At 31.1% G+C, this 14305-nt stretch carries 11 protein-coding genes; 3 read left to right on the forward strand and 8 right to left on the reverse strand.

Going from position 1 to position 14305, the window contains the following annotated elements; genetic code table 11:
• Positions 1 to 397: 397 nt before the first annotated feature.
• From DM800_RS19930 to DM800_RS19955, 6 genes are all read right to left on the reverse strand, one after another.
• A complete protein-coding gene (locus tag DM800_RS19930; protein ID WP_147787488.1) occupies positions 398 to 2380 on the reverse strand; it encodes a serine hydrolase domain-containing protein in 1983 nt (660 codons plus the stop codon).
• Between the two features lie 544 nt (positions 2381 to 2924).
• Positions 2925 to 3140 carry a DUF2164 family protein gene (locus DM800_RS19935; RefSeq protein WP_098858456.1) on the reverse strand — a complete coding sequence of 72 codons (216 nt, stop codon included), beginning with the start codon at positions 3138 to 3140 and terminating at the stop codon, positions 2925 to 2927.
• Positions 3141 to 3381: 241 nt separating this feature from the next.
• On the reverse strand, positions 3382 to 4584 hold the full coding sequence (locus DM800_RS19940) for an MFS transporter (RefSeq protein WP_147787430.1): 1203 nt from the start codon (positions 4582 to 4584) through the stop codon (positions 3382 to 3384).
• A gap of 74 nt (positions 4585 to 4658) precedes the next feature.
• A complete protein-coding gene (locus DM800_RS19945) occupies positions 4659 to 5708 on the reverse strand; it encodes a Gfo/Idh/MocA family protein (RefSeq protein ID WP_088122150.1) in 1050 nt (349 codons plus the stop codon).
• Between the two features lie 17 nt (positions 5709 to 5725).
• On the reverse strand, positions 5726 to 6586 hold the full coding sequence (locus tag DM800_RS19950; RefSeq protein ID WP_088063401.1) for an HAD-IIB family hydrolase: 861 nt from the start codon (positions 6584 to 6586) through the stop codon (positions 5726 to 5728).
• The gene (locus tag DM800_RS19955; RefSeq protein WP_088063400.1) at positions 6573 to 7898 is read right to left on the reverse strand and encodes a DegT/DnrJ/EryC1/StrS aminotransferase family protein; all 1326 of its coding nucleotides are present in this window, start codon (positions 7896 to 7898) and stop codon (positions 6573 to 6575) included. Before DM800_RS19955 ends, DM800_RS19950 begins: the two co-directional genes overlap by 14 nt.
• A gap of 98 nt (positions 7899 to 7996) precedes the next feature.
• Between DM800_RS19955 and DM800_RS19960 the strand changes: the two genes are divergently transcribed.
• Both DM800_RS19960 and DM800_RS19965 read left to right on the forward strand, forming a co-directional pair.
• The gene (locus DM800_RS19960; RefSeq protein WP_147787431.1) at positions 7997 to 8986 is read left to right on the forward strand and encodes a LacI family DNA-binding transcriptional regulator; all 990 of its coding nucleotides are present in this window, start codon (positions 7997 to 7999) and stop codon (positions 8984 to 8986) included.
• Between the two features lie 286 nt (positions 8987 to 9272).
• Positions 9273 to 9698 (forward strand): hypothetical protein, encoded by a 426-nt coding sequence (locus DM800_RS19965; protein WP_137052977.1) that lies wholly within the window; start codon positions 9273 to 9275, stop codon positions 9696 to 9698.
• 74 nt (positions 9699 to 9772) lie between these two features.
• Here DM800_RS19965 and DM800_RS29300 read toward each other — a convergent pair whose 3' ends face one another.
• Entirely contained in the window at positions 9773 to 9916 is a 144-nt protein-coding gene (locus DM800_RS29300; RefSeq protein WP_179955696.1) for a hypothetical protein, read from the reverse strand.
• A gap of 251 nt (positions 9917 to 10167) precedes the next feature.
• Here DM800_RS29300 and DM800_RS19970 point away from each other — a divergent pair, with 251 nt between their 5' ends.
• On the forward strand, positions 10168 to 11583 hold the full coding sequence (locus DM800_RS19970) for a phosphatidylinositol-specific phospholipase C (RefSeq protein ID WP_147787432.1): 1416 nt from the start codon (positions 10168 to 10170) through the stop codon (positions 11581 to 11583).
• Between the two features lie 194 nt (positions 11584 to 11777).
• Here DM800_RS19970 and DM800_RS19975 read toward each other — a convergent pair whose 3' ends face one another.
• Positions 11778 to 13154, reverse strand: a complete 1377-nt coding sequence (locus DM800_RS19975) for a lytic polysaccharide monooxygenase (protein WP_147787433.1) — start codon at positions 13152 to 13154, stop codon at positions 11778 to 11780.
• Positions 13155 to 14305 lie beyond the last annotated feature (1151 nt).

Here is a 14305-nt window from a genome sequence, read left to right on the forward strand (position 1 = left end):
CTTGAATTGACTTTGTATAATCTTAACTTGATAGCAATGTTGCGCTACCCAAAATACAAAAATCTCCTTCAAAAAAAGAAAGGCGGTAACTAATGTATTACTGTGACCTGGCTTGGACTGAGTCCCCTTGTTATAGGTTTTTATATTATTATTAATAATTACGGTACATGAAATTAATAATAATAATATAAAAAAAGCTCCCTTGAAAGGAGCTCCTTACATTATAAAACACTTAAGAAATCCTTCTAATAACAGCTCTACTTAAGATTTGGAGTATAGTTATAACTCATCCACCCTGTTTGTTACAATAAATCATTGGTTGAAGACTATTCTTTTTCTGTGTATTATTTCAAGCTCTTTAGATGTTTTCTTTTTGTGAAATTTACCTCAAAACAAATTAACTAGATAACAAAACATAAAATAACAATGCAGTTGCTTCTTGTCGTTTCATACTTTGTTTTGATAGATAATCTGCTGATCCATCTTCATTATATATAACCTCAGGACCTACTAAACGATGACCTACAATGTTTTTCACGGATTCTATTGCCCAATCATCAGTTTCTCCCTTTAATGTTGCATCTGCAGATGGCGCTCCTAACATTTTTAAATACTGCCAGGTAATCCATGCTGCTTCTTGTCTAGTAATTGCACGGTCTGGATGGAATTGTTCCCCTTCTTTTTCATATAAAATACCAATCTCATATAACTTTTGAATATGTGGTGCATACGGATGATTTTTCACATCAGAAAACGCTGGTTCTTTTTTTGAAGGTGGCGTAAAGTAAGCAATTTGAGATAACCAATATGCAAATTCTGCTCGTGTAAGAGAAGATTCTGGAGTGAAATTCCCCTCCCTATTTGCTTGTAATACCTCGTATTGATGTAAAGGATTTATAAACTTAGCATACGGATGATTTTCATCTACGTCTTTAAATCTCTCGGGCTCACTTAACTTCACCGCTGAGCTGCCAGAGTTCCAATGTATCATTTCTTTCACAGTACCATCTTTGTGAAGTTTAAATGCCATATAATTTCCTTTTTCATCCTCAAATAGTAAAGGGTCTATTTGTTTTAGCTCCTGTTTACCATATACTTTATCACTTACATATAACTTTCCTTCACTTATGTTTACATGTGACATTAGGTTTTTTAATCTCAAATCTCGGTAAACACCTTCAAATTTCTTTAATTCTTCTTCATTAGGGTTTAAATATTCAGGCTTTGTTTTATCTGGGAAATAGTTATTCATAAAATCATCAAATACTTCAACAGGAAGTGCTGAACTATCTTTATTTGTAACAACAAAAACTCCAATTTTATGCTCTGGAATTAACCACATTAAAGATGAAAAGCCTGGTATATTTCCACCTTTACCAAAAACATATTGCCCATTATGGCTTTGTGGTGAAAAGAACTCAAATCCGTATGTCATATTAGGGTATTTGGGATGTAAAGCAAATTTTGTTTTTTGCATATCTTCTGCGGTTTCTTTTTGTAGTAATTGGTTATTTTTAAATTTACCATTATTCAATTGAGCAATCATGAAATTGGCTACATCACTTCCTGTAGAAAACATACTGCCTTGTGGCATGTGTGTTGGTCTTGTTTGATAAAATGGGATGGCATTGCCTTTAGCATCATAGCCTGTTGCAAGCTTTTCTTTAATAAAATTAGTCATAACAAAACTACTATTATGCATTTCTAGAGGGTAAAAAATATTTTTGGCCATATATTTGTAAAAAGGTGTATTTGTCAAATTTTGAACAATATACCCTTGAAGCATAGAAGCGAAATTATCATATGTATATGTATCTCCTGGCATTCTCACTACTGTGGGCATATTTTCTTCTACATAGTCTTTAAGCATTGTATAATCATTATCTTGATAATGGATATCCTCTGGTCTTGGATCTACGTAATCAAACCCTGTTGTATGGGTAAGTAAATGCTCCATTGTAACTGGTTCACTCATGTTATTTTGGTACTTTAATCCCCCCATATAATTTACTATATCTTTATTTAAATCAATTTTTCCTTGTTCAACTAACTGCATGACAGCACTAGCAGTAAAAACTTTTGATATTGACGCTAATCGAAAAACTGTTTTTTTAGGATCGATAGGAGTATTCTTTTCTTTATCGGAAAATCCGAATCCCTTTTGAAATAAAATTTGATTATCCTTTACAACGACAAGAGCTACACCAGCTGCATTTTCTTTTTTCATTTTCTCTGGAATTACTTTATTGGTGAATGCTTCTACATCTTTAGGATTTAATGTTATAGGTGCAACAGTTTCGGCTTTTGAATAATTGCTCCCCAGAAAAACTAACAAAAAACAAACACTTACAGCTACTAACCTTTGAAAATAAATTTTCATTCTTTTATTCCTATTACCCAAATTAATTCCCCCTTTAATACTAGACTTATTGATTATTCATCTATAGGTTAATCAACCATATTCTACCATTTTGCGGCGTTTTTTCTAATTTTCATTCTATTCCGTCATTTATTAACTGTTCGTCTGAGGATTTAGTCTATATATGATTAGTTGTTATAGAAAATGATATAGCATACAAAAATGCAAGACAGTCTTTAATATAGACTTTCATCGGCAGGTTTTTCATGACATCCTATATAATGAAAACACCCATCCTTTATAATTAATAAAATTGGCTGGGTGTTTTGTAACGCTTTAATTATTCTATTCTTACAGAATTTATGATATGGGAAAGCCCACGAACCTATATGGTCTGTCGCGGGAGTGTTGATGGCACACCGCAATCTTGCACGTCAGCGATACCAGAAATGGACTTCTCCTTTGGTAGCAAGAATCCCACTGACGTTAGTCAGCTGGCTCCTTTAGGAGTAGGAGTGTCAATGGGTATTGAGATATCTAAAATGATACCTTAGTTTTTTAAAGTCTATTGACTGTATATATCTTTCTCTATATTCTTTAACAACATTTCCAACCTATCCATAGTAACTTGATTAAAATGTGGATTTAATTCCTTTATTATGAATTCAAGTAACTCATAGCTTATGTATTTACCCAATTCCAGTGAATATTGTTCAGCTAAAAAAGACTTTAATTTTTTAGAGATATCAATCTTATCCTTTTTACTAATCTTTATCTCCATTCAATAACAAACCCCTCTTAGATTAATCTGAAAAGCTAATTAAAATAACTTTTCATATCATAACATTCAATCACCTGAGAACTGGTCACTGTTGCATATCATTTTTATTTTTAATGTATCTTTGTTTTATATATTACAGGCTACAATATATAAAACAAAGATCAAATACAGAATTTTTAACTTTATCAATCTTTTTGGGGATTCCAAATATAATTACCTTTTTCACATTATAAAAATTTTTCTATAAATTTTTCATATTTTCAACTTTTTTGGTACTTTCATTACTGTAAGTGGAAATTTTTCTCATTTTTAAAATAATACAACCTAAACTAAATGCGAAAAGTGAAAATATCCCAAAAGTAACCTTTATAGTATTTAATGACAGACTCCAGCTAATTAGAAAAGATACTAGTGCCCCCCCTAAACTGGCCGATGCAATAAATAAACTAGTCACTTCATCAATATTATTTTCCATAATACGGGAAGCTAAGATTAATGTTATTGGAAAAACACCCGCTATAACTAAACCAATAATGAAGATGATAAACAAATACATACCTGTACCTTGAACAAAGGGGAATAGAAATAATAGAATCACTAATGTAAAGCAACTAGATGTAATGTATGTCCAATAATTAAATTTATGAGCAAACTTACCTACAAGTATTCTTCCTATAACTATGGCTAGCCAAAAACAAGATATACTTACTGAACTGATTAATTCATTATTGGTAAGAATCATTATTGTAGATAAAAAATTTGCAAGATTGGTTTCTATGCCTGCATATAAGAATGCAAAAAGTGAAATAAATACTATAACTTTCATCTTTTCACTTTTAAATTTAAGAGTGAATGAGGAAAGGGATGCTCCTCCCTTTTCATTTTTTTGAGGAGAAAAATTTAGAAATTTTGTACGTCCAAGCATGTACCAAACAAATAGTGTAAAAATAAAGAATAGTAATATCCCATAAAGAATAAAATACCATTCATAAAATTTTGTAATATAATTAACTAGTAACGGAAATCCTAGCGCCCCAACCCCAAACCATACTTCGAGAATACTAAATTTAGCAGCACTATTCCTTTCTGCTGAAATAATAAAGGAACCCACCGTAGTTTCTAACAAACCTGCTCCATAGCCTAATACAAAGCAAATAACGGCTAAATATGCCCATTCTTTAATATATATAAAACCTCCTAGGACGATGGACATTACTAAAACACCTAATGTTATTGTTTTAAAATAATGATACTTTCTTACTAGTATGGGTGAACTTAGAACACCAAATAAAAAACCCGTAAATTGAAAAAATATTAAAACACCTAATTGATCAGGGGTTCTTCCATAATATTGTATTAATGAAGGAATTAAACTACCTATGCAAACATGTATTATTCCTACAATAAAATAAAACAAGCAACCATAATAAAATATTAACCGCACCTTTTCTCAACTCCAATCCAAAATAAAAACAGGGATTTAAGTAAAAGTTTTAAACCCCTGTTTTTACCATAAAACTAAATAGTTGCTACAGATCGTTCTTTATTACTACTGCTTTTATCAAAAAACATATCCAATATTACTTGTGAACGAAATCCATCTTCAAATGTTGCTACAGACTTATTTGGCCCACCTTCCGCAGCCTTAGCCCATTCTATAATTTCACTTCTAAAAGAATCAGACCATTCAAAAATCTCGTTTTCTGGATCGACTAGTAAAGGTAATGGTAGCGGGATTTCATGTTTTTCCAATCCATCAAAGAGTATATATTTATTTGGCTCTTTAGAAGAATACTTATATTCTTTCTTCGTACCTATTACCTCTATACTAAAACCACAATCGTCAAGAAATGAACTTTTAGATGTTGTAATATTAACAAAAACCTTATTTTTCAATTGGCCATAAACCTCAGCATAGTCATCAACAAAAACTGGTTTACTTTCTTTTTCCTTAACATTTGTTTTAATTTTAGTTCGAACAGTATCCTCTCTAAAATCACTCTCAAATAAAAACCATAATAAATCTATTAGATGAATTCCTAAATCTCCCAAGGCCCCGCTAGTTCTATTACTTTGAAAATCATCTCGCCAAGTAAACGAAGTTCTCCTAAAAGCGCTATTCTTTTTAAAATGCAATCTTACCACTACTATTTCCCCTAATTCTTCATTTTGAATTAATTGTTTTAAAGCCTTAACATAAGATAGGTGGCGATAGTTAAACCCCATTGAAGCGACTAAATTAGTATTTTTTGCTATTGTCATCATGTATTTTGCTTCTTCACAAGAAATTGCCATTGGCTTTTCACATAACACATGTTTGTTTTTTAATAACGCTTGAACAGCTTGAGATCTATGACAAAAATTCGGTGAAGATATTATTACCCCATCAACTACTTCAAGTAACTCTTCATAGCTATTAAAAGCCTTCCCACCAAAATTCCCTACCAACTTTTGGGCATTCTCATTATTAACATCATACACTCCAACTAATTTACAACTATCAACAGTTGATAATGCTCTAGAATGAGCTCTTGCAATACTTCCTGCACCTATAATCCCAATATTCATTATATGAACATCCCCTTTTAATTAATAATGTGCTTTAGAGTATTTAAAATTCCAATCGAGTATTCACCTTCAGCTAACATTGAGTGTGTGTTTTTGGCTTCTTCTGTTGCATTTTCTACTAAATAACCATGTCTTACAGCTTGTAGCATTCTTAAATCATTCCCACTATCTCCAAAAGCAATGGCATTTGTTTTATCTAGTTCGTACTTGTCTAAAATAAACTTCACTATCTCATCTTTACCTGTTCCAAGTGGAATAAAATCTACATCATAGCAATTTTCTGGATCACCAGCTAGTGGATTACATTTGTTAATATTAACTCCCACTTGGAATATTTCTCCGATTTCTTCTATCTTTTCTAAATTCTTTGCATCAATAAATTCATTTTGCTCTTCATAATAAAAATTAAATTTGTACTTAGAACTTCCTAATTGTGTCTGAGGTCTTAAAAAAATTTCATATTTTGATTCTAGCAATTTAAGAATTCTTTCAATCTTTGAAGAATCAAAACCACCCCCTATAATTCTCTCCTCCCAAATTTGATCATCTATAGTAGTCCCATTACTATCAAAGTACGTTATTTCTGTACCTAATCCACTCGCCACAAAATGAGGGAAATACTGAATACCACCCTTTTTCATTTTTTCAACAATGGATTCTAAACTACTTCCCGTTACCCAACCAATTACTAAATCCCCTTTACTTCCTTGTTCATACAAATACTTTTCTAACAATTTCATATTGCTTCTTTTAGAATCATCCATGTTATGAGGATAATAAGTTTCATCAAAATCACAGAACACTACATATTTAGGCTTTTTAACCTGTGGTAGTCTTTCAAAATTTAAAGACTTTAAAACTTCATTACTTATTGACATTGAATAATCCCTCCAAAACGAAATTTTGCTCTTCTAACATCATATTTGGGTGTAAAGGTAAATGTAATATTCCTTTATGAACTTGCTCTGTATTTAATATATTGTTTTGCAAATCATTTTCCTTTATCCACTTAGTATTTTGTTTATGAGATAATACCGGATAATAAATATCTGTTTCAATGTTATACATTTGGTACAATTTATTTTTCAACTCGTCTCTTCTTCCATTTTCAACTCTAATCGGAAAAAGGTGCCAGACATTATCTTCTGTCATCATAGGTAGCTTAATTAATTCTCTATCCTCTAATTCCTTTAAATCACGTATATATCGTTGAGCTAAATACGCTCTTTTTAAATTGTTATATGATAAGTACTTAATTCTTTCCAAACCAATAGCTGCTTGCAAATTATCAATTTTAGAATTGAATCCAAAGTCTAATACCTTTTTATTTTTTTTATCAATCTCAAATCCATGATAACTATATTGATTGCAACGAATTGCAAGAGTTTCATTATTAGTAACTATTGCACCTGCCTTACCACATACACCAAAATTCTTATATGGATTAAAACTAAGGACAATTATATCTCCATATTCTCCAAGATTTGAAGAACCAATAGCTTGACATGCATCTTCAATAACTGTTAATTGATATAGATCCGCAATTTCACGAATTTTTTTCATTTCACATTGTTTACCATACAAATGTACAGGTAAAATGCATTTAGTTTTTTTGGTTATAGCTTCTTCTATTTTAGATGGATCAATACAATAACTCTGCTGATCTATATCTACAAATATAGGTTTTGCTCCGACTGCTAACACGGCATTTTCAGTAGCAGCAAAACTATTAGCTGGCATAATTACTTCATCTCCCGGCTGAATACCAATAGATAACAATGACACCATAAGGGCATCTGTACCACTACTTGTTGCAATTACAAACTTTTTATTTAAATAATTTCCGATTACTTCTTCTAGCTTTTTTGAAAATGGTCCACTTGTAAATTGACCTGTCGGTAAGACATCTTTTAAAACTCCTATAATTTTTTCAACCTCATCTTGAGAAATCAACCGATTAACTGGCATAAATTCTATTTTCTGTATATTTTTTCTGCTATAATTGAAAATATCTTTTTCTATATCAATATCTATTTTCAATTTATTTTCCCTAAATAATTTCTCTTTCATCTTGTGATTCGGCAATATATTACTAATTTCAAATTCTTTTTCTTTTGTTTCCCCCTGTAGGCACTTTAATAAAGCTAAATTGTCTTTACTATGTCCAGAAATTGTAGTAAGAGTTTTCACGTTAAATCACCTCTAAGAAATTATTTTGAAAATCATGAGTAGACTATATTTTATGTTATCGATTACATGTCAACATTTTTTTTACGGAGGGTTTCTCTATGGTAACAATTAACGAAATAGCTAAATTATGTAATGTATCAAATGCTACGGTTTCAAGAGTTCTAAATAATCATCCATATGTAAATTCAGAAAAACGTGAGAAAATAATAAAAGTAATGCAAGAATTCAACTATACTCCTAGTTCTATTGCTAGGAATCTTAGGATAAATAAGACACAAACCATTGCTCTATCAATTCCAAATATAGATCATCCTTTTTTCGGAAAATTAGCTAGAGAAATTTCTAAAGAATTATTAAAACACAATTACAAATTGCTAATTTATCAGACTTTTTATGAGAAAAAAATAGAGCTAGAATTACTTTCATTACTAAAGAATAAAGCTGTAGATGGTGTAATTCTCGCATCCCTAGAAAATAGTTGGGAAAATATAGAGCATTATTTAGCATATGGGCCCATATTACTTTGTAATGAGTATGAGGAAAATGCACCTATTCCAATAATTTGTTACGATGAATTTGAGGCTGGATACAAAGCTGTTAAATATTTAATAAACAAAGATCATAAAAAAATTGGCTTTTGTTTTGATTCTCTTAATAGTCAAGCACAATTAAAACGCCAACAAGGATATTTGCATGCCTTAAAAGAAAAGCAATTACCATTCAATAAAAATTGGCTGTTTGGAGATGCAATTACTATTGAAGATGGATTTAGAATTTTTCAGAAATTAGATAAATTAAAGGATAGACCTACTGCATTATTTACTGGAAATGATCAAGTTGCTGCTGGAGTCATTAAAGGAGCTACTATAAAAGGGTATTCTATTCCAACTGACTTAGCTGTTTGTGGTTATGATAATCAATTAATTTGTACAGTTACAACTCCAACAATTAGTACCATTGATATTCCAATTGTTGAACTGAGTAAACGTACCGTTAACGAGATTCTACTATATATAAATACAGATGAATCTATTAAACGTAAAATTATTGAATATCCTACAAACTTAATTATCCGTGAATCGACATAATTAAAACAAAAGTTTCTGCTTAAACTTATCTAATAAATAAAAATAAAAAGAGGACGTAAATAATAATGCGTCCTCTTTTTATATTAAGCTAAAACAATCCATTAAAATGCTTTTCACGAAGCCAAATATATAATGTTATTAAGAAAGATAAGTACTAACATTTTAACTGTTACAATAGGTGACATCACATAATTCATACCCACGACAAGCATTACATGTCACTCCATATTCAGCAATAAATTTCATTGTATGATAATATTTAGATATTAGCATTAGGAGGATTTAGATGATGAAGAAATCAGTATTAGTAGTTGGTTTATCGGCTGTAATGTTAGCAGGTTGCGGCGAAAAAGAAATGGTTCAAAAGGAGCAGCCAAAAACACAACAAACAACGGTGAAAACAGAACAACCAAAAGATGAGCAGACACGAATGACGAAAAGTATTGAACGTAGAACCAAAGAGATTATAGAATATTTCGGTGGTACTGTAACAGCGGTTGAATTAAATAAAGAAAATAACTTGTATGTCTTATATGTTTTCGTTGACAAAACAGCATTGTCAAATGCTGACGAAGGCTTACGGAAAAATTTTGGCTACAGAACGAGAACAAAGTTAAAAGACGCCGTTGCGCAGAGTGGCATGCAAGAATACGACAAAACAACCATAAGATACTTCACATCAGATGGTAAAACAGAAATCGAATTTGAATAAGCACTCCTACGGGAGTGCTTATTATTTTCACCTGCTATTTCAAGATTTAAAATATTATTTAGAATATTTTAAATTTAACCAAGGTCCGGAAAATTATTACGCTTTTTTTCTTTCAATACATCATAACTTTGATTCTTTCTCATTATTATAAAAGCTAGCATTCCAGCAAGAAAAGAATCAGTTAATGGATCAATTATTACATTTAAAAATCCCTTCAAAAGCTTACTCCCCTTGAACTCCCCCCTCTTCACTTCATTTAGAAGTGAAAGTGGGGGTAGTTCAAGCTACTATTCTTTAAGAATCCGTTTGGCTATTAGATACAATTCATTACAGTAAACTTATAATATCTCAAGTTAGCTCACTACCCCTTTTTCAATTACAAAAATTCATTACATTAGGAATAGAAAACAATAAATATAGTCAAAAACCATCTTATTATAGCTATTATTTAAAGGTCAGGAGAGATAAAATGAACAAAATAAAAATGAAAAATTTCTTTAAAGTTAACATCCTTACTTGTTTTACACTAGCAAGTTTAAGTGCACCATCTACTATTTTAGCTGATAGTCATCCAGGTTATTCCTATGAAACCAATATAGGATATCAGAATCCATCATGGATGTCAGAAGTAGCTGATTCAACAAAATTAAGTGAAATATCTATTCCAGGAACTCATGGTACCATGGCTTTACATGGCGCAAGTTTTCTTGATGAAAATTTGACAAGAAATCAAACTATGAGTCTACCCCAACAATTAAATTCTGGAATTCGATATGTAGATATGCGTGTGAAACGTGTAAAAGATTCTTTTGCAATGTACCATGGCATTGTAAATCAAAAAGCAGTGTTTGAAGATGTATTAAAAGATGCAATTCAATTTTTAAAAGATTATCCGACTGAAACAATTTTAATGCGCTTAAAAGAAGAAACTACACCTGAAAGTGGATCTCCATCATTTGAGGAAATATTTTTAAAATATAAAAACGTTAATGCTTCATATTTTTGGGATCCTAATTCCGTACCAGCTATAGACAGAAACAACCCTACTTTAGGAGATATCCGAGGTAAAATTGTAGTCTTACAAAACTTTACATCCTCTCAATTATACGGTATTGATTACGATAGTTTGAATATACAAGATAAATTTGAAATTGGAAGCGGACCAGACGAAATATATGAAAAATGGAATGCGATAAAAACTCATCTACAAAGTGCAAATACTAACTTTAATAATGGAAAAATATATCTTAACCATTTTAGTGGTACGGGTGGTGCAGCCGCATTTTTAAATAATGTATATCCTTGGTTTGTTGCAAGCGGAAAAGAGAATAGAAATACTGATAGTAGCCCTAAGTTGATTCAAACGAATTACACTAATGCGTGGAGTGATTTCCCCCGCGATAGAAATGGGCAAGTATATTATGGTGGGATGAATACACTTGGGACCGAACTCTTACAACAAGGTAGAGTTAGACATTCTGGTATTATCGCAGCTGATTTTCCTGGGCCAGGTTTAATTGATAGTATCATTAAATTAAATGGTGTACATTCGAATGAAAAAGAGATATTAATTTCGCAAATCCCATCCGAATCTAGTCCTTTATCTGGACAACAAAATCGTTCTAGTCAAAACTTTAAAATTGATAATTTACCTGTAGGGACTAAAGAATTAAAATGGGTTATTGAGCCTTCAGAGAAAGATTATCCTTCTACTATCTCTTTCAATGTAATGATTGATGTTTCCTTAGGTACCGATTCTATTCGTTGGAAAAATATTTCACATGAATCTAGGACTGAGGCTTACTCAAATACTAAATATTATATCGCAAGTCCAATTGGTGCCACTAGCAAATTCACTGTGAAAATATACGCTATTACAAATTAGAAAATAAAAGAATCCCATTGGAGTTCCTTTTTGATGGAATACCATTGGGATTCTTTTCTGATTTCATTTCGTAAACATTATGATGGTGATTAAATTTATTAGCATATCATTTAAACTATTAGGGGATTTATATTTGGAACGACCCTTTACTTTCAAAGAAAAAATCAAAAATGTTAACTACATTTTCCTACTTATCATTTATTCAAAACTGGCTTCCAAAGCGATAGGGCAAAAATCCAATTTGTGTCACCTTTGCCTTGATAATCTTGAACTGCTTCATACACTTTCCCCTCATGCACTACTCTATCACCTTTAGTATATGCTTTTCTCGCATCCCATTTTTCATATGTGAAATCCTCTGACTTTGTTGTTACATTCAAAATATCACTTCTACTAGATTCATTTCCAGCTAAATCAACCGCCGTCACTACATATTTATACGATGTATTAGCCTTTAATTCTTTATCCATAAAGGATGTGTTATCCGTTGTCCCAATTTTATTCATAACTCCAGCGCTTTCTCTATATACAATATAATGGTCTACGCCTACATTATCTTCAGACGGACTCCACATCAAGTCAACAGTTGTTGCTGTTGTACTCATACTATGTAATCCTTTCGGTTGAGTCGGAGCTTCTATATCTGGGATTTCATTTGTTGTCTTAACCTTTAGCTCTTCACTTTCTTTTGATATGTTTCCAGCAGAGTCTAACGCCTTTATTGTATAGGTATATTCCGTATTTGCTTTTAGTTTTTTATCAATAAATGTTGTACCTGGTACCGTATCAATTACTTCCCCATTGCGTAACACTTGATATTCCTTTACACCTATATTATCCGTAGAGGCCTTCCATGTTAGTGCAACACTATTGGCAGTAACTTTAGACACATTTAATCCAGTTGGTTGACTTGGAGCTACTGTATCGGGAGTTTCATTATTTACTAGATTTACATCAATTACATTATAAAACGCATTTGACGTATCTGCTACATCCCATACAGCTAAAATAACATGATAACCATTGCGATCAGTTGGTACATTAATTGTATGTGTTAAATTATTTGATGCGGCAGAACCGTCATGTTTCACATTTCCAATTGGTTCTAATTCAGCACGTGTTAATGGTTTATTAGGATCCCATCCCTTTTTTGTAATGTAATAATGCCATTTACTTGTAGGGTGTGCAGCTGTATATTTCCATGTAAATGTATTTGCTCCACCCTTAATCGTATTCTTGAACCAGCGATTTGATGTTTGTTGGTCAAGAATCCCTCCAAACAGTCCTCCTGCCGAAGCGATTTTCCCATCAATCGGTCCACCATCTGGGAATCCTTTAGGCGCTTCTAAGCTTTGAGGTTCGTACATTATATTTCCACAATTTAAATTTAATGCTCCATAATTCTGACTACATAAAGCAGCACGACTGCTTGGCTTTTCAACAAATCCATGTGCATACGCACTTTGAGGTATCATTGTAATAGCCGTCACCCCTGCAGCTAAAATACAGGCACCAATTCCTTTTTTACTTTTTCTTAATCCTTCAAATTTAGATGTTAATTTTAAATTCATTCTTGTCCCCCCAATATATTATTGTTATCGCTAATATAATAGCAATATAGAGATAAACGAACAAATTGCTATTAAATATACTAATATCTCTCATACATTGATACATTTATTATTATTTTTAATCTCATATATCAATAAAATAAATACAATAACTCTATTTTGTAACATTATGTATTAATAGAGGAATAAAATCCTTACATTATTTCACAAAAAATTCAAATATTAATTTAAAGAATTATATTTACCCTCATGCTGAAAAAATACAATTTTAAAGTAAAAAAGTCTGGAAGAAACTAATTAAATCAGTCTCTTCCAGACTTCACATTTCTGCTATATAACATACAAATAAGTCATTTCCAAGGCTAAATTCACACATATTTTCTAAACCCTAAAAACACAATAAAATCATTAAGATATCCAACTTAACTTTATGTACTTTTGAATAGTCATCTTCTATCCTCTGAATCCTTACTTTAAACAAATCATCTAGAGATTGATAATGTAAAGTAAGAAAAAGAGAATTGAAAATCCAATTCCCTCTTAACATTCTATCAATTTATTGTATTATTTTTACCTAATAAGGTACAGGAACAAACAAAAAACTTCAGTGTGCTTGAAATCCAATAAATATAAACGTTTTTAGGGTGAAACGTTTAAAGGGTACTTTACCGAATTTTTATTAAATGCTCCTGTACCTAGTATTTAAATTAACTCATGTCAAAATATTTTACAATACAAGTGTTGAACGTTACATATATCTATATTTAATGGTACATTTCATCAACATACCTCCCCTAATCTTTATGCTAAATATAGAAAATTAAGCTCGTTAGGATTTAATTTTGGAATTCTCATCATAGCAAATGAATAGATTAGGCACATAACTGTCACAAATTAATAGTTTATCTATTTTTTCAACCATGAAAAATTTATTACCACTTCAATATTTACTCTCAAACTAAAACACATCTATACCTACAATTAATTAATAATCTTTCAAAATAGTCGATAGTTTTATTCTTTTTATTTTTTTATTGTACATTTGTACATTTGATGTTAGGATTATGCCTATTAAAATTGAATCCTAACGATTCTTCTTTATACTTTCTATATTCTAAATACCAAATAAAAATATAGATTCTGAAACACGA

This window comes from Bacillus sp. AY18-3 (assembly GCF_008042305.1).
GTDB lineage: Bacteria > Bacillota > Bacilli > Bacillales > Bacillaceae_G > Bacillus_A > Bacillus_A wiedmannii.

What these genes read in the sequence shown, in the direction of transcription:
- DM800_RS19930 (WP_147787488.1), bottom strand. Translation starts at nt 2,380, where the DNA reads ATGAAAATTTATTTTCAAAGGTTAGTAGCTGTAAGTGTTTGTTTTTTG.
- DM800_RS19935 (WP_098858456.1), bottom strand. Translation starts at nt 3,140, where the DNA reads ATGGAGATAAAGATTAGTAAAAAGGATAAGATTGATATCTCTAAAAAA.
- DM800_RS19945 (WP_088122150.1), bottom strand. Translation starts at nt 5,708, where the DNA reads ATGAATATTGGGATTATAGGTGCAGGAAGTATTGCAAGAGCTCATTCT.
- DM800_RS19950 (WP_088063401.1), bottom strand. Translation starts at nt 6,586, where the DNA reads ATGTCAATAAGTAATGAAGTTTTAAAGTCTTTAAATTTTGAAAGACTA.
- DM800_RS19960 (WP_147787431.1), top strand. Translation starts at nt 7,997, where the DNA reads ATGGTAACAATTAACGAAATAGCTAAATTATGTAATGTATCAAATGCT.
- DM800_RS19965 (WP_137052977.1), top strand. Translation starts at nt 9,273, where the DNA reads ATGATGAAGAAATCAGTATTAGTAGTTGGTTTATCGGCTGTAATGTTA.
- DM800_RS19970 (WP_147787432.1), top strand. Translation starts at nt 10,168, where the DNA reads ATGAACAAAATAAAAATGAAAAATTTCTTTAAAGTTAACATCCTTACT.
- DM800_RS19975 (WP_147787433.1), bottom strand. Translation starts at nt 13,154, where the DNA reads ATGAATTTAAAATTAACATCTAAATTTGAAGGATTAAGAAAAAGTAAA.